The following is an 18,900-nucleotide window of genomic DNA, read 5'->3' on the forward strand; positions in this document are numbered from 1 at the left end:
GGGCAATGGATCTCGCCGTCGAAGCTCCGACGCTTCGCCCGCTGATGTTCTCGATCGCCTATCGGATGCTCGGCAGCGTGACCGAGGCCGAAGACGTGGTGCAGGCAGCGATGCTCCGCATCCACGAGCGCACCCGTGACGGCGAGCCCATCGAACGCCCCGACGCCTTCGCGTCGACCATCACCACGAGGCTCTCGATCGATGCGCTGCGGTCGGCTCGGCGGACCCGCGAACTGTACGTGGGGCCCTGGCTCCCCGAGCCGCTGCTCGTCGACGACTCCGACCCCGCACGGCGCATCGAGCAGGACGAGACCCTCTCGATGGCAGTCCTCACGATGCTCGAACGGCTGGGGCCGGTCGAGCGCGCGGTGTTCGTGCTCCGCGAGGCGCTCGGCCTCGAGTACGGCGCGATCGGCGAGATCGTCGACCGGGATGCCGCAGCTTGCCGTCAGATCCTCCGCCGCGCGCGGCAGCGGATGGCCGGCCGGCCACGGTTCGATGCCGACGACACGGACGTGCGGCGGGTGGTCGACGAATTCCTTGACGCGCTTCGCTCTGAGGACGCCGAGGGGGTCGCGCGCGTTCTGGCGGGGGATGTCGTGCTCACCGCCGACGGCGGCGGGAAGGCGCCCGCGATCCAGCACTCGATGAGCGGCGATGTCGCGGTCGCGCGATTCCTCGTCGGCCTCATGCGGCGCGGCGCCGGGCTCGGCGTGCGCCTGGAGCACACGATCGCCAACGCCGAGCACTCGCTGCGCTTCCGAACCGCGGACGGTGCCACCGTCTCGGTGCTCACCCTCCACGTCGAAGATGGCGCGATCACGGCGATGATGAACCAGCTGAATCCCGACAAGCTTCAGCACCTGGCTCCGGTCGGCGACCTCTTCGCGCTCCTGCGGCACGAGACCGGCTCGTAGACGGGCGAGCGTCGCGGCGGGCGTCTCGCGACCCGGCCGGTCGTCGAGGCGTATGGAGCCCTCTCGCCTAGAATCGTCTGGTTCGACAACGGGAGTACCGCCATGCGCATCACAGGCCTCGGCCACGCCGGAATGTTCATCGAGACGGCGGGCGGAAGCATCCTCTGCGACCCGGTGATCGGGCCGACCTTCTTCGGCTCGTGGTTTCCCTTCCCCGACAACCGCGGACTCGACTGGGCGAAGTACGGCGCCGCCGACTTCCTCTACGTCTCGCACCGCCACCGCGACCACTTCGACCCGGCTCTCATGGAGCGCCACATCCCGAAGACGATCAAGGTGCTGCTGCCGGAGTACCCGACCGACGACCTCGAGCAGGACCTCCGCAAGCTCGGCTACGACAACATCGTGTACACGCAGGCCGGGGTCCCGCTCGAGTTCGGTCCGCTCAAGGTCATGGTGACGCCGCTGCGCGCTCCGAGCGACGGCCCCATCGGAGACTCGTCCCTCTCGGTCGACGACGGCACCGCGAGCATCCTGAACCAGAACGACTCCCACCCTCTCGACCTCGAGAAGCTGATGGCGTTCTCGAAGCCGGAGGCGTACTTCACGCAGGTGTCGGGTGCGATCTGGTGGCCCATGGTCTACGACCTGCCGCAGGACTCCAAGCAGAACTTCGCCAAGCTCAAGCGCGACGCGCAGAACAAGCGCGCGATGTACTACATCGAGAAGGTGGATGCCGAGCACGTCTTCCCGATGGCCGGCCCGCCGATGTTCCTCCGCGAGGAGCTTTTCAAGTACAACGGCCAGGGACTCCAGAACGACGCGATCTTCACCGACCAGCGCGAGTTCCTCGCGCACATGCGCGAGCAGCGCCCCGAGCAGAAGGGCTACGAGTTCCTTCCCGGCACGGTCGTCGAGATCGAGAACGGCGCGCTGTCGGTCACGCAGACGCTGTACACGGATGCCGAGATCGACCGCATCTTCGACGACAAGTGGTCCTACCTCGCCGAGCAGCGCGACTCGCGACAGGACGAGATCCGGGCGGAGGAGGCATCCCGGGCAGCCGTCCTGCCCCCGGACGAGATGCTCGCCGCGATCAAGGAGTGGTGGGAGCCGCTGCTGCGCCGCGCCCGCACGATCCGCAACGGCGTGGGCGGGAACGTCCGCTTCCGCATCGGAGACCTCGACATGGTCGTGGACTTCCCCAAGGCGAAGGTGCGCGCGTACGACGGCGAGGAGTGCATCTACTGGTACACGATCCCCGCCGACCTGGTGTCGACGAACATCCGCGATCACGAGATCGACTGGTCGAACTCGATCTTCCTCTCGATGCAGTTCGAGGTCGGGCGCAGCGGCAAGTTCAACGAGTTCCTGACGACCTTCCTCAAGTGCCTGTCGCGAGACCGCATCGAGTACGTCGAGAACTGGTACTCCGAGCAGACCGACCAGACCGAGGACGCGCAGCTCGGGGACTGGATGGTGCAGCGGCGCTGCCCGCATCTGCGGGCCGACCTGTCGAAGACCGGCAAGATCGAGGACGGCGTGCTCACATGCTCGCTGCACGACTGGAAGTGGGACCTTGCGTCGGGCAAGTGCCTCACGTCGCAGGGTCACCCCATCCGCGCGTCGCTCGTCGAGGAAGAAGCCGACCAGCCCGCCGCGTGAGCCGGGCGTCGACCGGCCTCAGACCGGGGCCGGCGGCTGCGACGTCGACGGCGAGGGGGCGGCGGCCCGCATCGCGACCTCGACGTGCCAGGCGAGGAGCACGAGGCTGAGCACGACGAGCGTGCCCCACAGGGCGGCGCCGAGCACGTCGCCCGTGACGGCGAGGAACGCCGTGACCGGGATCGAGAGGGCGCAGACGCCCAGGCCCGCCAGCACGACGACGCGCATCCGGGGCGAGGTGAGGCTCGTGTCACGCGAGCGGATGACCGTCGCGGCGACGGCCCAGATGAACAGGGTCGCCCAACCGGGAATGGCGAAGACGAAGACGACCGCCAGGAGGGCCGCGGCGATGCCGAGCAGCCCTGCGCCGCGCACCCGCTCATCGGCCGCGATGGAGGCGCGGGCCTGGACTCCGAGCAGCACGGCGGTCGTGCACAGGATCGCGGCACCGAGAACCGCGGAGGCGGAGTAGTACGCCACGTCGTCGAAGGCGAGGGTCGACGTCGCGAACGAGAAGACGCTCACGCCGAGGATGATGAGCCACACCGCCGCGGCTGACGCGCTGAGAAGGCGGAGGTGCCGGGAGAAGAAGAGCGACATTTCATGCCTCCTGATCGGGCGGAGGGCGAGGAGCGGCTGTCGTCGGCTTCGCTCTCAGGGTAGAACCGCGTGGAGCGGGCATCAAGGCGCCTGCCGCGCCGTACGTTCGCGGAGCCCTGGCCCGCCCGGTAGACTCGACCGAACACCACAGCAACCTTTAACCCCGTCCCGTGAGGCGGAGAAGGGAGCGGCGGATGAGCACGCGCACCGTGCTGCACGAGGCCGACATAGCCCGGGCATTGACTCGGATCTCGCACGAGATCCTCGAGTCGAACAAAGGCCCCGAGAATCTGGTCATCCTCGGCATCCCCACTCGAGGAGTGACCCTCGCCAACCGCGTCGGCGCGCTCGTGTCGGAGTTCGGCGGACGGCCAGTCCCCGTCGGCTCGCTCGACGTCACGATGTACCGCGACGATCTGCACCGCAATCCGACGAGAGCCCCGCGTCGCACGCAGATCCCGTCCGGCGGCATCGACGGCAAGACGGTGATCCTCGTCGACGACGTGCTCTTCTCGGGCCGCAGCATCCGGGCGGCCCTCGACGCCCTGCAGGACATCGGCCGCCCCGCGGCGGTGCGCCTCGCGACCCTCGTCGACCGCGGCCACCGCGAGCTCCCGATCCGGCCCGACTTCGTGGGCAAGAACCTGCCGAGCTCCCGCGAAGAGCGCGTGAACGTCCGCCTCGCCGAGATCGACGGCTCCGAGGAGGTGACGATCGAGTCATGAGGCACCTCCTCGACACCAAGACCCTCGGCCGCGACGACGCGCTCCGCATCCTCGATGTCGCCGAGGACATGGCCGACACGCAGCGCCGCGAGATCAAGAAGCTTCCGACGCTCCGCGGGAAGACCGTCGTCAACCTCTTCTTCGAGGACTCCACGCGCACCCGCATCTCGTTCGAGGCCGCCGCGAAGCGCCTCTCCGCGGACGTCATCAACTTCTCTGCGAGGGGCTCGAGCGTCTCGAAGGGCGAGTCGCTCCAGGACACCGCCCAGACGCTGCAGGCGATGGGGGCGGATGCCGTGGTCATCCGCCACGGTGCCTCCGGGGCGCCCCGTACCCTTGCGACGAGCGGCTGGATCACCGCCGGCGTCGTCAACGCGGGCGACGGGACGCACGAGCACCCGACGCAGGCGCTGCTCGATGCCTTCACGATCCGCAAGCGCACCTTCGGCGACGACAGCAGGGGCCGCGACCTCGAGGGCCTGCGCGTGACGATCGTCGGCGACGTCCTGCACTCGCGCGTCGCGCGATCGAACGTGTGGCTGCTCCACGCGCTCGGTGCGGACGTCACGCTCGTGGCGCCGCCCACTCTGGTGCCGCAGGATGTCTCGGCTTGGCCCGTGCGCGTCCTGTACGACCTCGACGAGGCGATCGCCGACGGCTGCGACGCGCTCATGATGCTCCGCATCCAGCTCGAGCGCATGAATGCCGCGTATTTCCCGACTGAACGGGAGTATTCCCGTCGGTGGGGCCTCGATGCGACGCGTTTGGCGGCGCTCGGCACCGGTAGCATGGTCATGCACCCCGGCCCGATGAACCGTGGCCTGGAGATCTCCGCCGATGCCGCCGATTCGCCCCGCTCGACCGTGCTCGACCAGGTGACGAACGGCGTGTCCGTGCGGATGGCGGTGCTCTACCTGCTGCTCGCAGGAGCCACGGATCAGAAGGAGGACGGACGGTGACGGAAGTCCTCCTGTTCAAAGGTGCACGTCTGGAAGGCGGCGAAGCCGGCGACCTGCTGGTCGAGGACGGCGTCATCATCGAGGTCGGCACGGGACTCAGTCGCGCCGGCGCGACCGTGGTCGACGTCGACGGGCTCGTCGCCCTTCCCGGCCTCGTGGACCTGCACACGCACTTGCGGGAGCCGGGGTACGAGGCATCCGAGACCATCCTCACCGGCTCACGAGCCGCCGCAGCGGGCGGCTACACCACCGTCTTCGCGATGCCCAACACGTCGCCCGTGGCCGACACGGCCGGAGTGGTCGAGCAGGAGCTCGCCCTCGGCGAGGCCGCCGGGTATGTCACGGTGCAGCCGATCGGCGCCGTCACGGTCGGCCAGAAGGGCGAGCGCCTCGCGGAGCTCGGCGCGATGGCCGACTCGCGCGCCCGCGTCCGCGTGTTCAGCGACGACGGGTTCTGCGTGTGGGACCCGCTCATCATGCGGCGGGCGCTGGAGTACGTGAAGGCGTTCGACGGAGTGATCGCGCAGCACGCGCAGGATCCGCGCCTCACCGAAGGCGCGCAGATGAACGAGGGGATCGTGTCGGCCGAGCTCGGGCTCGCCGGCTGGCCCGCGGTCGCCGAGGAATCGATCATCGCGCGCGACGTGCTGCTCGCCGAGCACGTGGGCTCCCGCCTTCACGTCTGCCATCTGTCGACGGCAGGCTCGGTGGAGATCATCCGGTGGGCGAAGCGCCGCGGGGTGGATGTCACGGCCGAGGTCACGCCTCACCACCTGCTCCTCACCGACGAACTGGCCCGGGGCTACGACGCGCGGTACAAGGTGAACCCGCCGCTCCGACGCGAAGAGGATGTGCAGGCCGTCCGCGAGGGACTCGCCGACGGCACGATCGACATCGTCGCGACCGACCACGCGCCGCACCCGGCGGAGGCGAAGGCGTGCGAGTGGCAGGCCGCCGCCAACGGCATGGTGGGCCTCGAGAGCGCACTGCGCGTCGTGCAGCAGTCGATGGTCGACACGGGCCTCATCGTGTGGCAGGACGTGGCGCGCATCATGTCGCGCACGCCCGCCCGCATCGCGCGGCTCGAGGGGCACGGCACGCCGCTCAGCGAGGGGCACGCGGCATCCGTCACCTTCTACGACCCGAAGCCCGTCCGGCCCTTCTCGACCGACGACCTCCGGGGGAGGAGCGTCAACTCGCCCTACGTGGGGCGCGAGCTCCCGGGCGAGGTGCGCTGGACGCTGCACCGAGGCATCCCGACCGTCGCCGAAGGCGCGCTCCTGGACACCCCGGGGGTGCGCGCGTGACCCAGCAGGGCGCTCTCCTCGTCATGATCGCCGTCGCCGCGGTGCTCCTCGCCCTCCTCGTCTGGGGCTGGTCCCGGCGAGTGCGTCGCGACCAGGGCCTCACGGCGCCGCAGGGCGAGATCCCCGCCGGTGGAGCGGTCACCGCGGTCTTCCCCGGCCTCTACGTCGCGACGACGAAGCACCGCGAGCCGCTGGAACGCCTCGCGATCGGCGGGCTCGGGTTCCGCTCGAAGGCCGACGTGACGGTGACGGACCGCGGCGTCGCGATCGACCTCACCGGTCAGCCGCGCGTCTTCCTCGCGGCCGAGCGCATCGCGGGCGTCGCGCAGGCGACCGTCGCAATCGACCGCGTCGTCGAGCCGGACGGACTCGTCCGCCTCGAATGGCGCACCGACGGCGGCACCGTCGTCGACTCCTACTTCCGACCCCAGGAGGCCTCGGCCCGCGCCCTCGCGGACGCCATCGCCGACATCCTCACCCCGACCACGACAGGACCTGACGCATGACCACCCTGTTTTCGTCCGATCCCGCCGTCCTCGTGCTCGAGGACGGGACGCGCCACGTGGGCCGAGCCTACGGCGCCCAGGGCACGACCCTCGGCGAGGTCGTGTTCTCCACCGGCATGACCGGCTACCAGGAGACCCTCACCGACCCCTCGTACGCCGGCCAGATCGTCCTGCAGACGGCGCCGCACATCGGAAACACCGGCATGAACGGCGAGGACCCCGAGTCGCGCCGCATCTGGGTCTCGGGCTACATCGTCCGCGACCCCTCCCGTGTCGTCTCGAACTGGCGCGCCGACGAGTCGCTGGACGACGCCCTCGTGAACGACGGCGTGGTCGGCATCAGCGGCATCGACACGCGCGCCGTGACGCGCCACATCCGGTCGGCCGGCAGCATGCGCGGCGGCATCTTCTCGGGCGAGGCCGCCGCGATCGACGAGGACGAGCAGCTGCGCCTCGTGCGCGAGGCGCCGGAGATGGCCGGACAGAACCTCTCGGCATCCGTCTCGGTCTCCGCCGCCGAGGTGACGCCCGCGAAGGGCGAGCGCATCGGCAACCTCGCCGTGCTCGACCTCGGCGTCAAGCAGGCGACCATCGACAACCTCGCCGAGCGCGGCTTCGACGTGCACGTCCTGCCCCAGGACGTCTCGATCGACGAGGTCCGCGCGATCGATCCCGTCGCGGTCTTCTACTCGAACGGACCCGGCGACCCGGCCGCATCGGGCGACCACGTCGACCTGCTGCGCGGCGTGCTCGACGACGGACTGCCGTTCTTCGGCATCTGCTTCGGCAATCAGCTGCTCGGCCGCGCGCTGGGCCTCGACACGTACAAGCTGCCGTTCGGGCACCGGGGCATCAACCAGCCCGTGCTCGACAAGCAGACCGGACGCGTCGAGATCACCGCCCACAACCACGGGTTCGCGGTCCAGGCGCCGCTCGAGGGCTCGTTCGACAGCCCGAACGGCTACGGCCGCATCGAGGTCTCGCACGTGGGCCTCAACGACCAGGTCGTCGAGGGACTGCGCGCCCTCGACATCCCCGCCTTCTCGGTGCAGTACCACCCCGAGGCCGCGGCCGGCCCGCACGACGCCAACTACCTCTTCGACCGCTTCCGTGACCTCGTCGTGGCGACCCTGGAGAACAAGAAGAATGCCTAAGCGCGACGACATCAAGAGCGTCCTGGTGATCGGCTCCGGCCCCATCGTCATCGGGCAGGCCGCGGAGTTCGACTACTCCGGCACCCAGGCCTGCCGCGTGCTCCGGGAGGAGGGCCTCCGCGTCATCCTCGTCAACCCGAACCCGGCGACGATCATGACCGATCCCGACTTCGCCGACGCCACGTACATCGAGCCGATCACGCCCGAGGTGCTCGAGACGATCCTCACCAAGGAGAAGCCGGACGCGATCCTGCCGACCCTCGGCGGGCAGACGGCGCTCAACGCGGCGATCGCGCTGCACGACCGCGGCATCCTCGACAAGCACGGCGTCGAGCTCATCGGCGCCAAGGTCGATGCGATCCGCAAGGGCGAGGACCGGCAGGTGTTCAAGCAGCTCGTGCTGGACGCGGGGGCGGATGTCGCGGCATCCGTCATCTGCCACTCGATGGAAGATCTGCTGGCCGGCGCCGAGAAGCTCGGCTACCCGCTCGTCGTGCGCCCGTCCTTCACGATGGGCGGGCTCGGCTCGGGCTTCGCCTACGACGAGACCGATCTCCGCCGCATCGGCGGCGCGGGCCTGCACGACTCGCCGACGAGCGAAGTGCTCCTCGAGGAGTCGATCCTCGGCTGGAAGGAGTACGAGCTCGAGCTCATGCGCGACACCGCCGACAACACGGTCGTCGTCTGCTCGATCGAGAACGTCGACCCGGTGGGCGTGCACACGGGCGACTCCATCACGGTCGCGCCCGCGCTGACCCTCACCGACCGCGAGTACCAGAAGCTCCGCGACATCGGCATCGACATCATCCGCGCGGTGGGCGTCGACACGGGCGGCTGCAACATCCAGTTCGCCGTCGACCCGAAGACCGGCCGCATCATCGTCATCGAGATGAACCCGCGCGTCTCGCGGTCGTCGGCGCTCGCCTCGAAGGCGACCGGGTTCCCGATCGCCAAGCTCGCCGCCAAGCTCGCGATCGGCTACCGCCTCGACGAGGTGCCGAACGACATCACGCAGGCGACCCCGGCGAGCTTCGAGCCGACGCTGGACTACGTCGTCGTCAAGGTGCCTCGGTTCAACTTCGAGAAGTTCCCCGCCGCCGACGTCACGCTGACGACGACCATGAAGTCGGTCGGCGAGGCGATGGCCATCGGCCGCAACTACGCGACGGCGCTGCAGAAGGCGCTGCGCTCCCTCGAGAAGCGCGGGTCGAGCTTCCACTGGGGTGACGAGCCCCGCTCGGTCGAGGAGCTCCTCGAGATCGCGAAGACGCCGACCGACGGCCGCATAGTCGTGCTCCAGCAGGCGATGCGCAAGGGAGCGACGATCGAGCAGGCCTTCGACGCGACGGCGATCGACCCCTGGTTCCTCGATCAGATCGCCCTCATCAACGAGGTCGCCGAGTTCGTCCGTCAGGCGGGGGAGCTGGATGCCGCGACCCTCCGCGTCGCGAAGGAGCACGGCTTCAGCGATGCCCAGATCGCGCAGCTGCGCGGCGACACCGAGCAGGAGGTGCGCGGGGTCCGTCAGGGACTGGGCATCCGGCCCGTGTTCAAGACCGTGGACACCTGTGCGGGGGAGTTCCCCGCCCTCACGCCGTACCACTACTCGAGCTACGACTTCGAGACCGAGGTGAGCCCGTCCGACCGCACCAAGGTCGTCATCATCGGCTCCGGCCCCAACCGCATCGGCCAGGGCGTCGAGTTCGACTACTCGTGCGTCCACGCCTCGTTCGCTCTCTCCGACGCGGGCTTCGAGACGATCATGGTCAACTGCAACCCCGAGACGGTCTCGACCGACTACGACACGTCGGACCGGCTCTACTTCGAGCCGCTGACGCTCGAGGACGTCCTGGAGGTCCTGCAGGCCGAGGCGCAGTCGGGCGAGATCCTCGGCGTCATCTGCCAGCTCGGCGGCCAGACGCCGCTGGGCCTCGCGAAGGGCATCGAGGACGCCGGCTACCGCATCCTCGGCACGAGCCCCGCCGCGATCGACCTGGCCGAGGAGCGCGAGCTGTTCTCGCGCCTGCTGGACCGCGCGGGCCTCGTCGCGCCGCGCAACGGCACGGCGATCGACGAGTCCGGCGCCGTCGCCATCGCGGAGGAGATCGGCTACCCGGTGCTCGTGCGGCCGAGCTTCGTGCTCGGCGGCCGCGGCATGGAGATCGTGTACGACACCGAGAGCCTCCGCGACTACTTCGTGCGCATCGCCGATCAGGCGATCATCGGACCCGGGATGCCGCTCCTCGTCGACCGCTTCCTGGATGACGCCGTCGAGATCGACGTCGACGCGCTCTACGACGGTGGCGAGCTCTACATCGGCGGCGTCATGGAGCACCTCGAGGAGGCCGGCATCCACTCCGGCGACTCGAGCTGCACCCTGCCGCCGATCTCGCTCGGACGCACCGAGATCGACCGCGTCCGCGAGGCGACGAACGCCATCGCCGAGGGCGTCGGCGTGCGCGGGCTCCTCAACGTGCAGTTCGCCGTCAGCGCCGGTGTGCTCTACGTCATCGAGGCGAACCCACGGGCCTCGCGGACCGTTCCGTTCGTCTCCAAGGCGCTCGGCATCCCGATGGCGAAGGCCGCCGCCCGGATCATGGCGGGCTCGACGATCGCCGAGCTGAAGGCCGAGGGCCTCCTGCCCGAGGTCGACGGCTCCCGCGTGCCGCTCGACGCCCCCGTCGCGGTCAAGGAAGCCGTGCTGCCCTTCAAGCGCTTCCGCACGCGCGACGGCCTCATGGTCGACTCCGTGCTGGGCCCCGAGATGCGCTCGACCGGCGAGGTCATGGGCATCGACCGGGACTTCCCCACCGCGTTCGCCAAGAGCCAGGAGGCCGCGTACGGCGGCATGCCGCTCGAGGGCCGCGTGTTCATCTCGGTCGCCGACGACGACAAGCGCGCCGTCATCCTGCCCGCCCACCGCCTGCAGGAGCTCGGCTTCCAGCTCATCGCGACCGAGGGGACCGCCGAGATCCTCGCCCGTAACGGCATCGCCGTCGAGGTCGTGAGCAAGTACTCCGAGACCCAGGAGACGGGCGAGACGAACATCGTCGACCTCATCAACGCGGGCGAGATCGACATGATCGTCAATACGCCGAGCGGCGGTTCCGCGCGGGCCGACGGATACGAGATCCGCGCGGCGGCCGTCGCCGCCGACAAGGCCCTCTTCACGACGATGGCCGTGCTCGGCGCCGCCGTGAGCGCGCTGCCGGTCCTCCGCGAGGGCTTCAACGTGCGGAGCCTCCAGGAGTACGCCGTCGACCGGGCGGAGCGCCTGCGATGACGGAACGCCTCCCCGAGGGAGACGTGCCAGGCGCGGGGTTCGGCGCCCGGCTCGCCGCCGCCCTCGCCGACTTCGGCCCGCTGTGCGTGGGCATCGATCCGCACGCGCACCTGCTCGAGCAGTGGGGGCTGGATGCCTCGGCCGCCGGCGCGCGGGAGTTCGGGCTGCGCGTGGTCGACGCCGCCGCTGGACGCGTCGGCGTGGTCAAGCCCCAGGTGGCGTTCTTCGAGCGCTTCGGCTCGGCCGGGTACGCGGCGCTCGAGGAGGTGCTCGCCGCGGGACGCGCGGCCGGCCTCCTCGTGATCGCGGATGCGAAGCGCGGCGACATCGGCACGACGATGGACGGCTACGCCGAGGCGTGGCTCTCGGCCGGATCCCCTCTCGAAGCCGATGCCGTGACGGTGAGCCCGTACCTCGGCCCCGAGTCGCTGCGCGCGACGCTGACCCTCGCGGTCCGCGCCGGCAAGGGCGTCTTCGTCCTCGCCGCGACGAGCAACCCCGAGGCGGCGGCTCTCCAGACCGCGCAGACGACGGATGTCGCGGCCACCGACGGCGAGACGGTCGCCGCGCGCGTGGCCCGCGACGTCGGGTGGGTCAACGGCTCGGCCGCGTTCGACGGCGGGACCGGTCCTGTCGGCCTCGTCGTGGGCGCGACCGTCGACCGGCTCGCGTTCGGGTTGACCGACGATGTCCTCCGCGGAGCCCCGATCCTCGCGCCCGGATTCGGCGCGCAGGGCGCCGAGCCCGCCGACCTGCCCGCGCTCTTCGGGGCGCTGAGCCCGAACGTCGTCGCGAGCGAGAGCCGCAGCATCCTCTCCGCGGGTCCTGATGCCCTCGCCGCACGCATCGATGAGCGTGCCGCGCTGTACCGGGGGAGTGACCGTGGCTGACGCGCAGCACCCGCCCGAGGTCGACCGCGTCGCGGCATCCCGGCGCGCCGTCGCAGCGCGCCGCGCCCGCGCGTCGCTCAAGAAGGACGTGACGATGCGCGTCATCACGCCGCAGGAGCTGCTGCGCCGCGCCTTCGACGACCCCGCGTCTCCGGCGGGCACGATGCGCGTCACGGAGTTCCTCACCAGCATCCCGGCGATCGGCGAGGGCAAGCGCGACCGGATCCTCGAGCGCCTCGGCATCTCGCCGGTCAAACGCCTCGGTGGCCTGGGCGCGCGCCAGCGACGGGCGATCTCGGCGTTCCTCGACGAGCGCTGGCCCGAGCTGCAGCCGCGCGAGGGCCGCAGTCGCCTCGTCGTGCTCGCCGGGCCCACCGCCGTCGGCAAGGGCACGGTCGCCGCGCGCATCGCCGAGGCGCACCCGGAGATCCATCTGTCGGTCTCCGCGACGACACGCGCACCGCGGCCCGGTGAGGTGGACGGCCGGCACTACTACTTCGTGGACGACGCCGAGTTCGACCGTCTCGTCCGAGACGGCGAGCTGCTCGAGCACGCCACGGTGCACAACCGCTTCCGCTACGGCACGCCCCGCAAGCCGATAGAGCGGGCGCTCGCCGAGGGCAAGACGGTGCTGCTCGAGATCGACCTGCAGGGCGCACGCCAGGTGCGCGCCGCCGAGCCGACCGCGACGCTCGTCTTCCTCCTGCCGCCGAGCTGGGACGAGCTCGTGCAGCGACTCGTGGGGCGGGGCACGGAGGGCGCCGAGGAGCGCAGCCGGCGCCTGCGCACCGCCAAGATCGAGCTCGCCGCACAGGGCGAGTTCGACTTCCGCGTCGTGAACGACGACGTCGGGCGGGCCGCCGAAGAGGTCGTCGCTCTCACGCGGTAGACTGTCCGTTTGGGCGTGCGTCCCGTACGCGCGCCGAACGTCTTCCATCGACATCCGTCTGCGAACCAGGAGGTTCCCCCATGGCCGGAACGAACCAGGGCATCATCGACCCGCCCATCGACAACCTGCTCGACAAGGTCGACTCGAAGTACCAGCTCGTCATCTACGCATCGAAGCGCGCGCGTCAGATCAACGACTACTACTCCGACCTTCACGAGGGGAACCTCTTCGACAACGTCGGGCCGCTCGTCGACTCGACCGTCGAGGACAAGCCGCTCACCATCGCGCTCCACGAGATCCACGAGGACAAGCTCCGCCTCCGCAGCGCCGAGTAAGACCGACCGGGCCGCAGGTTACGCCGCACGGCGCGCTCCGGCGCGCTGTCGGCGGTAGCCAGCAGAATCAGTGGGTGCCCGCACCCGTCTCCGCCACGATCCTGGAGCTGCGATGACCGAGCTGCGCCTGTTCACCTCCGAGTCCGTCACCGAGGGCCACCCCGACAAGATCTGCGACCAGATCTCCGACAGCATCCTCGACGCGATCCTCGCGGCCGATCCGACTGGGCGCGTCGCGGTCGAGACGCTGGTCACGACGGGCCTCGTGCATGTCGCCGGCGAGGTGTCGACCCATGCCTACGTCGAGATCCCGGCGATCGTGCGCGAGGTCGTCAATCGCATCGGCTACACGTCGAGCGAGACGGGCTTCGACGGCGACTCGTGCGGCGTGAGCATCTCGATCGGCGCGCAGTCGTCCGACATCGCAGCAGGCGTCAACAAGGCGTTCGAGCGGCGCGAGGACGGGTCTGAGGATCCGCACGACCTCCAGGGCGCCGGCGACCAGGGCATCATGTTCGGCTACGCGACCCGCGAGACGCCGCAGCTCATGCCCATGGCCATCTGGACGGCGCACCGGATCGCGGAGCGCCTCACCGAGACGCGCCGGTCGCGCACGCTGCCGTTCCTGCGCCCCGACGGCAAGACGCAGGTCACCCTCGGCTACGACGGCAGCACCCCCAAGACCGTCGAGTCGGTGGTGCTCTCGACGCAGCACCACCCCGACATCACGCAGGACGAGGTGCGCGAGCTCGTGCGCGCCGAGGTCATCGACCCGGTGCTGGAGCAGACGGGTCTCGACCTGCCGGACGTCAAGTACTACATCAACCCGGCGGGCCCGTTCGTGACGGGCGGACCCAAGGGCGACGCGGGTCTCACGGGCCGCAAGATCATCATCGACACCTATGGCGGTGCCGCTCGCCACGGCGGCGGCGCCTTCAGCGGCAAAGACCCCTCGAAGGTCGACCGCTCTGCCGCCTACGCCATGCGCTGGGTCGCCAAGAATGCGGTCGCCGCGGGGCTCGCCGACCGTCTCGAGGTGCAGGTGGCCTATGCGATCGGCAAGGCGAAGCCCGTCGGCCTCTACGTCGAGTCGTTCGGCACGGGCCATGTGGCCGACGACGTCATCACGCGCGCGATCCAGAGCGTCTTCGACCTGCGCCCCAAGGCGATCATCGACGACCTCGACCTGCTCCGCCCGATCTACGCACAGACAGCCGCGTACGGCCACTTCGGTCGCGAGCTTCCCGACTTCACGTGGGAGCGCACCGACCGTGTCGAGGAGCTCCGCGCGGCCGCCGGGCTCTGACGTGATCGCGCGTCTCACCGGGGCGCCGACATGACCGCGCGGGCCGTCGCACGAGTGCTGCTGGACTCGCCCCTGCCACAGCTCGACCGGCTGTTCGACTACGCCATCCCGCGCGAGCTGGATGCCGACGCGAAGCCCGGCGTGCGCGTGCGCGTGCCGCTGCGGAGCGCCGGCAGAGTCGTCGACGGCTTCCTCGTCGAGCGGGTGATCGAAGACCCGGGCGACCGGCCGCTGTCCGAACTCGATGCGGTGGTCTCTCGCGTCGAAGTGCTGACCCCAGGGCTCTACGCGCTGGCACGCCGCGCCGCCGATCGGGCGGCGGGATCGGCATCCGACATCCTGCGCCTCGCGATCCCGAAGCGCATGGTGCGGGCCGAGAAGGCGTGGCTCGCCGCGCCGGCGCCGGAGGCCCCGGTCATCGAGCAGGGTGCATGGATCGACCGGGCGCTCGACGCCTTCCCGCGCCTCGCGGAGGGTCTCGACGAAGGGCATCGCCTCGCCGTCGAGGCGCCCGCGAAGCTCGTGACTGTTCCGGATGCCGCGGGCGGTGCCCTGTCGGTCGGCGCGTGGGCGGAACTCCTCGCCGCGGCCGCCGTGCGCACGATCGCCCGGGGGCGGAGCGCGATCCTCGTCGTGCCGGACCACCGCGACCAGGCGCAGCTCGAGACGGCCCTGATGGGACGGGTGCCGGAGGGCGCGGTCGTCCGGCACGACGCTCGCCAGGCCTCGCCCGCCCGCTATTCCTCGTTCCTCCGCACCCTCGACCCGGTGCCGTGCATCGTGATCGGCCAGCGCTCCGCCGTCTACGCCCCGGCCCACGCACCGGGACTCATCGCGGTGTGGGACGACGGCGACCCGCTCCTCACCGAGCCGCTCTCGCCGGGCGTGCACGCGCGCGACGCGGCCCTCATCCGTCAGGAGCTCGAGGGCGGCGCCCTTCTCTTCGCGGGCCACACCCGCACGACCGACGTCCAGCGACTCGTCGGCGTCGGCTGGGTGCGCGAGGTGCCGCCCAAGCGCCGGGCCAGCCCCCGAGTCGTGCTCAGCGCGACACGCGAGGGGGAGTCGCGCGGGGCCCGGGTGCCGTCGGCCGCCTTCGCCGCGGCGCGTGAGGCGCTCGCAGCGGGCCCTGTGCTCGTGCAGGTCGCCCGCCCGGGCTACGCGCCGGTCCTCGTCTGCGCCGAGTGCCGGCGACCCGCGCGCTGCGCCCACTGCTCCGGGCCGCTGCGCGCGAAGCGGCCGGGCGCCGTGCCCGAGTGCAGCTGGTGCGGCCGCGCCGCGAACGGCTGGACGTGCCCGCACTGCGAGTCGACACGCGTGCGGATGGCCTCGGCCGGCAGCGAGCGCACGGCCGACGAGCTCGGCCGGGCGTTCCCCGGCGTCCGCGTCATCGTCGCCGACGGCGAGCATCCTGTGGCGCGCGTCGACGCGCGCCCGGCTCTCGTCGTCGCGACGCGCGGCGCCGAGCCCATCGCCGAGGGCGGGTATCGCGCGATCATGCTGCTCGACGGGGAGCGGATGCTGCTGGCCGACGACCTGCGCATCGGAGAGTCGGCGCTTAGGTGGTGGATGAACGCCGCCGCCCTCGCCGCGCCGGGCGCCCCGGTGCACCTCGTCGGGGTCGCCGGTCCCGTCGCCCGAGCCCTCGCGACCTGGACGCCTGCGGCGTACGCCCGCTCGGAGCTTGCCGACCGCACACCTCTCCGAATGCCGCCCGTGGTGCGAGTCGCCTCGGTCGACGGCCCATCCACGTCCATCTCGGCTGCGCTCTCCGCCCTCCGCGAGACGGTGCCGGCCCTCGGGCCGGACGATGTCCTCGGACCCGTCAGCCGCGACGAGGGCGGCGCACGAGCACTCGTGCGCTTCGACTACGGCCTCGGGTCACGGGTCGCGGAGAGCCTGCGTTCGTCCGTCGTCGCCGATGCGCTCCGCGCCCGGAAGGCGGCCAAGGGGAGGACGCCCGGCGCCCGCAATACACTCAGAGTCCGGGTCGACGTTCCCGACCTCGATCTGTGAGGAGCTTCATGCGCCTGGTCTTCGCCGGCACCCCCGAGGCGGCGGTCCCGTCGCTCCGGCGGCTCGCGGCATCCGATCACGACATCGTCTCGGTCGTCACCCGCACGGACGCGCCGCTCGGGCGCAAGCGCGTGCTCACGCCGTCGCCTGTCGCCCAGGCGGCCGACGAGCTCGGCATTCCGACGATCAAGACCGATCGGCTCGACAGCGCGGCGACCGACGCGATCCACGACCTGCGGCCCGACCTCGGGGTCATCGTCGCGTACGGCGGACTCGTCCGCGAGCCGCTCCTGTCGCTGCCCGCCCACGGCTGGATCAACCTGCACTTCTCGCTCCTGCCGCGCTGGCGCGGGGCGGCTCCCGTGCAGCGGGCCGTGATGGCGGGGGATGCCGAGACCGGCGTCGCCGTGTTCCAGCTCGTGCCCGAGCTCGACGCCGGCGACGTCTTCGCTCAGGTTCCGTATCTCATCCCCGCCGGTGCCACCGCAGGCGCGTTGCTGGCCGCTCTGGCGGTCGACGGAGCCGACGTGCTGACCGACGTCGTCGACGCGATTGCGGACGGCACCGCGCGCGCCGTGCCGCAGGAGGGGGAGGCGACCGTCGCGCCCAAGCTGACGCTCGACGACGGCCGCATCCGCTGGGAGGAGTCGCGCGAGGCGGTGCTCGCCCGCATCCGCGGCGTCACGCCCGAGCCCGGTGCGCACACGACGCTGGACGACGCGCGGCTCAAGATCCTCGCCGCGGGGGAGGCCGAGGCATCCGTCGCTGCACTGGCGCCGGGCGAGATCGGACTCGCGGGCAAGACGGTCGTGGCCGGCACCGGGACCGAGCCGATCGTGCTCGAGCGGGTTCAGCCGGCGGGCAAGGGCTCGATGAGCGCGCCCGACTGGTGGCGCGGACTGCGCGTCGACGGAACGGTGGTGGCGTCATGACGGCGAGTGCCCCGCGCCGCGTCGCCTACGACGTGCTGCGGGCGGTCAACGAGTCCGACGCCTACGCCAATCTGCTGCTGCCGACCTCGATCGAGCGCGCGCGACTGACGACGGCCGACGCGGCCCTCGCCACCGAGCTCACGTACGGCACGCTACGACGCCAAGGCACCTACGACGCCGTGATCTCGATCGCCGCCGACCGCCCGGTTCAGGAGATCGACCCGGCCGTGCTCGACGCGCTGCGCCTGGGAGTGCACCAGCTGCTCTCGACGCGGGTCGCCTCGCATGCCGCCGTGAACGAGTCGGTCGAACTCGCCCGCGAGGGTGGGCGGGCGGCGTCCGGGTTCGTCAACGCCGTTCTCCGACGGATCTCGCGTGACACGCCGGGGGACTGGATGACGAGGGTCGAGGACTCCGCGCGCTCCGATGACGAGCGACTGGGTCTCGTGTACTCGCATCCGGTGTGGGTCGTCCGCGCCTTCCGCCGGGCGCTCGCGGCCGAGGGGCGCACCGACGAGCTCGAAGCGCTCCTGACGGCCGACAACGCGTCCCCGCGCGTGACCATGGCGGCGCTCCCGGGACTCGGCGAGGTGCCCGAGGAGGCGCGGCGGACGCCGTACTCGCCCCTCGGCTTCCGCCTCGGCGGGGGCGACCCCGAGTCGCTCGTGTCGGGGTCCGACGGCCGGGTGCGGGTGCAGGACGAGGGCTCGCAGCTCGCCGCGCTCGCGCTGACCCGCGCCGAGCCCGTGCGCGCGGGGGAGCGGTGGCTCGACCTCTGCGCCGGCCCCGGCGGAAAGACGGCGGTGCTCGCTGCTGAGGCCCTCGCGGGCGGCGCGTCCCTCGAGGCCAACGAGGTCTCGCCGGCCCGTGCGGGACTCGTGCGCCGGGCCATCGAGGGAGTGCCTCTCGACGTCCCCGTGTCGGAGGCCGACGGGCGGGTGCGGGCGTCCGAGAGCCCGGACATGTACGACCGCATCCTCGTCGATGCTCCCTGCACCGGCCTGGGGGCACTCCGTCGCCGGCCCGAGGCGCGGTGGCGCAAGTCGCCGGCCGACGTCCCGTCGCTCACCGAGCTGCAGACCGAGCTCCTGAGCGCCGCCGTCGTGGCGCTCAAGCCCGGCGGGATTGTCGCCTACGTCACGTGCTCGCCGCACCTCGCCGAGACGTCGGGGGTCGTCAGCGAGGTGCGCCGCTCCTTCGGCTCCTCGCTCGAAGAGCTCGACGCGCGCGCCGTGCTGACCGAGATCTCGTCGACGGATCCGCGCCTGCCGGATCAGGCCGACGGCTCGAAGCGCGCTCAGCTGTGGCCCCACCGCCACAACACCGACGCCATGTCGATCTCGCTGCTGCGCAAACTCTGACCCCCCGGCCCGCACGCCGGGCTGGTTCCACCAGTGCACAACGGCGGAGATTTCG

General features: G+C 71.2%; 16 protein-coding genes. 15 read left to right on the forward strand and 1 reads right to left on the reverse strand.

Features of this window, described 5'->3' with window-relative positions; translation table 11 throughout:
- The first annotated feature begins 5 nt into the window (after positions 1–5).
- Both sigJ and G5T42_RS15525 read left to right on the forward strand, forming a co-directional pair.
- Positions 6–917 carry an RNA polymerase sigma factor SigJ gene (gene sigJ / locus G5T42_RS15520; RefSeq protein WP_165129671.1) on the forward strand — a complete coding sequence of 304 codons (912 nt, stop codon included), beginning with the start codon at positions 6–8 and terminating at the stop codon, positions 915–917.
- A 102-nt stretch (positions 918–1,019) separates the two neighbouring features.
- On the forward strand, positions 1,020–2,582 hold the full coding sequence (locus G5T42_RS15525) for a Rieske 2Fe-2S domain-containing protein (protein ID WP_165129672.1): 1,563 nt from the start codon (positions 1,020–1,022) through the stop codon (positions 2,580–2,582).
- Positions 2,583–2,600: 18 nt separating this feature from the next.
- Here the strand turns inward: G5T42_RS15525 and G5T42_RS15530 are convergent, their stop codons facing one another.
- The gene (locus G5T42_RS15530; protein WP_165129673.1) at positions 2,601–3,182 is read right to left on the reverse strand and encodes a hypothetical protein; all 582 of its coding nucleotides are present in this window, start codon (positions 3,180–3,182) and stop codon (positions 2,601–2,603) included.
- A 194-nt stretch (positions 3,183–3,376) separates the two neighbouring features.
- On the opposite strand from G5T42_RS15530, the gene pyrR reads away from it, so the two are divergent.
- The 13 genes from pyrR (at position 3,377) to G5T42_RS15595 (ending at position 18,845) form a co-directional block, all read left to right on the forward strand.
- Complete coding sequence (pyrR, locus tag G5T42_RS15535; protein ID WP_165129674.1) at positions 3,377–3,907, forward strand: bifunctional pyr operon transcriptional regulator/uracil phosphoribosyltransferase PyrR; 531 nt, start codon at positions 3,377–3,379, stop codon at positions 3,905–3,907.
- Entirely contained in the window at positions 3,904–4,866 is a 963-nt protein-coding gene (locus G5T42_RS15540) for an aspartate carbamoyltransferase catalytic subunit (protein WP_165129675.1), read from the forward strand. Before pyrR ends, G5T42_RS15540 begins: the two co-directional genes overlap by 4 nt.
- Positions 4,863–6,173, forward strand: a complete 1,311-nt coding sequence (locus tag G5T42_RS15545) for a dihydroorotase (RefSeq protein WP_165129676.1) — start codon at positions 4,863–4,865, stop codon at positions 6,171–6,173. The genes G5T42_RS15540 and G5T42_RS15545 overlap by 4 nt, the downstream gene beginning before the upstream one ends.
- A complete protein-coding gene (locus G5T42_RS15550; RefSeq protein WP_165129677.1) occupies positions 6,170–6,679 on the forward strand; it encodes a hypothetical protein in 510 nt (169 codons plus the stop codon). The genes G5T42_RS15545 and G5T42_RS15550 overlap by 4 nt, the downstream gene beginning before the upstream one ends.
- On the forward strand, positions 6,676–7,833 hold the full coding sequence (gene carA / locus G5T42_RS15555; protein WP_165129678.1) for a glutamine-hydrolyzing carbamoyl-phosphate synthase small subunit: 1,158 nt from the start codon (positions 6,676–6,678) through the stop codon (positions 7,831–7,833). The genes G5T42_RS15550 and carA overlap by 4 nt, the downstream gene beginning before the upstream one ends.
- On the forward strand, positions 7,826–11,116 hold the full coding sequence (gene carB / locus G5T42_RS15560; protein ID WP_165129679.1) for a carbamoyl-phosphate synthase large subunit: 3,291 nt from the start codon (positions 7,826–7,828) through the stop codon (positions 11,114–11,116). The genes carA and carB overlap by 8 nt, the downstream gene beginning before the upstream one ends.
- A complete protein-coding gene (gene pyrF, locus G5T42_RS15565) occupies positions 11,113–12,006 on the forward strand; it encodes an orotidine-5'-phosphate decarboxylase (protein WP_165129680.1) in 894 nt (297 codons plus the stop codon). Before carB ends, pyrF begins: the two co-directional genes overlap by 4 nt.
- On the forward strand, positions 11,999–12,895 hold the full coding sequence (gene gmk / locus G5T42_RS15570) for a guanylate kinase (protein WP_165129681.1): 897 nt from the start codon (positions 11,999–12,001) through the stop codon (positions 12,893–12,895). The genes pyrF and gmk overlap by 8 nt, the downstream gene beginning before the upstream one ends.
- 80 nt (positions 12,896–12,975) lie before the next feature.
- Positions 12,976–13,230, forward strand: coding sequence for a DNA-directed RNA polymerase subunit omega (rpoZ, locus tag G5T42_RS15575; RefSeq protein WP_165129682.1), 255 nt, complete (start codon positions 12,976–12,978; stop codon positions 13,228–13,230).
- A gap of 112 nt (positions 13,231–13,342) precedes the next feature.
- Positions 13,343–14,536: a methionine adenosyltransferase gene (gene metK, locus G5T42_RS15580; protein WP_165129683.1), complete on the forward strand. Its 1,194-nt coding sequence runs from the start codon at positions 13,343–13,345 to the stop codon at positions 14,534–14,536.
- A 30-nt stretch (positions 14,537–14,566) separates the two neighbouring features.
- Positions 14,567–16,552, forward strand: coding sequence for a primosomal protein N' (locus G5T42_RS15585; protein ID WP_165129684.1), 1,986 nt, complete (start codon positions 14,567–14,569; stop codon positions 16,550–16,552).
- Between the two features lie 8 nt (positions 16,553–16,560).
- A complete protein-coding gene (fmt, locus tag G5T42_RS15590; RefSeq protein ID WP_165129685.1) occupies positions 16,561–17,484 on the forward strand; it encodes a methionyl-tRNA formyltransferase in 924 nt (307 codons plus the stop codon).
- Positions 17,481–18,845: a transcription antitermination factor NusB gene (locus G5T42_RS15595; protein WP_165129686.1), complete on the forward strand. Its 1,365-nt coding sequence runs from the start codon at positions 17,481–17,483 to the stop codon at positions 18,843–18,845. Before fmt ends, G5T42_RS15595 begins: the two co-directional genes overlap by 4 nt.
- The last annotated feature ends 55 nt before the right edge of the window (positions 18,846–18,900 follow it).

Source organism: Microbacterium sp. 4R-513, assembly GCF_011046485.1.
Classification (GTDB): Bacteria; Actinomycetota; Actinomycetes; order Actinomycetales; family Microbacteriaceae; genus Microbacterium.

Excerpts from the sequence above, each read along its gene's own strand:
- sigJ (WP_165129671.1), top strand. The coding sequence starts at position 6 with ATGGATCTCGCCGTCGAAGCTCCGACGCTTCGCCCGCTGATGTTCTCG.
- G5T42_RS15525 (WP_165129672.1), top strand. The coding sequence starts at position 1,020 with ATGCGCATCACAGGCCTCGGCCACGCCGGAATGTTCATCGAGACGGCG.
- G5T42_RS15530 (WP_165129673.1), bottom strand. The coding sequence starts at position 3,182 with ATGTCGCTCTTCTTCTCCCGGCACCTCCGCCTTCTCAGCGCGTCAGCC.
- pyrR (WP_165129674.1), top strand. The coding sequence starts at position 3,377 with ATGAGCACGCGCACCGTGCTGCACGAGGCCGACATAGCCCGGGCATTG.
- G5T42_RS15540 (WP_165129675.1), top strand. The coding sequence starts at position 3,904 with ATGAGGCACCTCCTCGACACCAAGACCCTCGGCCGCGACGACGCGCTC.
- carA (WP_165129678.1), top strand. The coding sequence starts at position 6,676 with ATGACCACCCTGTTTTCGTCCGATCCCGCCGTCCTCGTGCTCGAGGAC.
- carB (WP_165129679.1), top strand. The coding sequence starts at position 7,826 with ATGCCTAAGCGCGACGACATCAAGAGCGTCCTGGTGATCGGCTCCGGC.
- pyrF (WP_165129680.1), top strand. The coding sequence starts at position 11,113 with ATGACGGAACGCCTCCCCGAGGGAGACGTGCCAGGCGCGGGGTTCGGC.
- rpoZ (WP_165129682.1), top strand. The coding sequence starts at position 12,976 with ATGGCCGGAACGAACCAGGGCATCATCGACCCGCCCATCGACAACCTG.
- metK (WP_165129683.1), top strand. The coding sequence starts at position 13,343 with ATGACCGAGCTGCGCCTGTTCACCTCCGAGTCCGTCACCGAGGGCCAC.
- G5T42_RS15585 (WP_165129684.1), top strand. The coding sequence starts at position 14,567 with ATGACCGCGCGGGCCGTCGCACGAGTGCTGCTGGACTCGCCCCTGCCA.
- fmt (WP_165129685.1), top strand. The coding sequence starts at position 16,561 with ATGCGCCTGGTCTTCGCCGGCACCCCCGAGGCGGCGGTCCCGTCGCTC.
- G5T42_RS15595 (WP_165129686.1), top strand. The coding sequence starts at position 17,481 with ATGACGGCGAGTGCCCCGCGCCGCGTCGCCTACGACGTGCTGCGGGCG.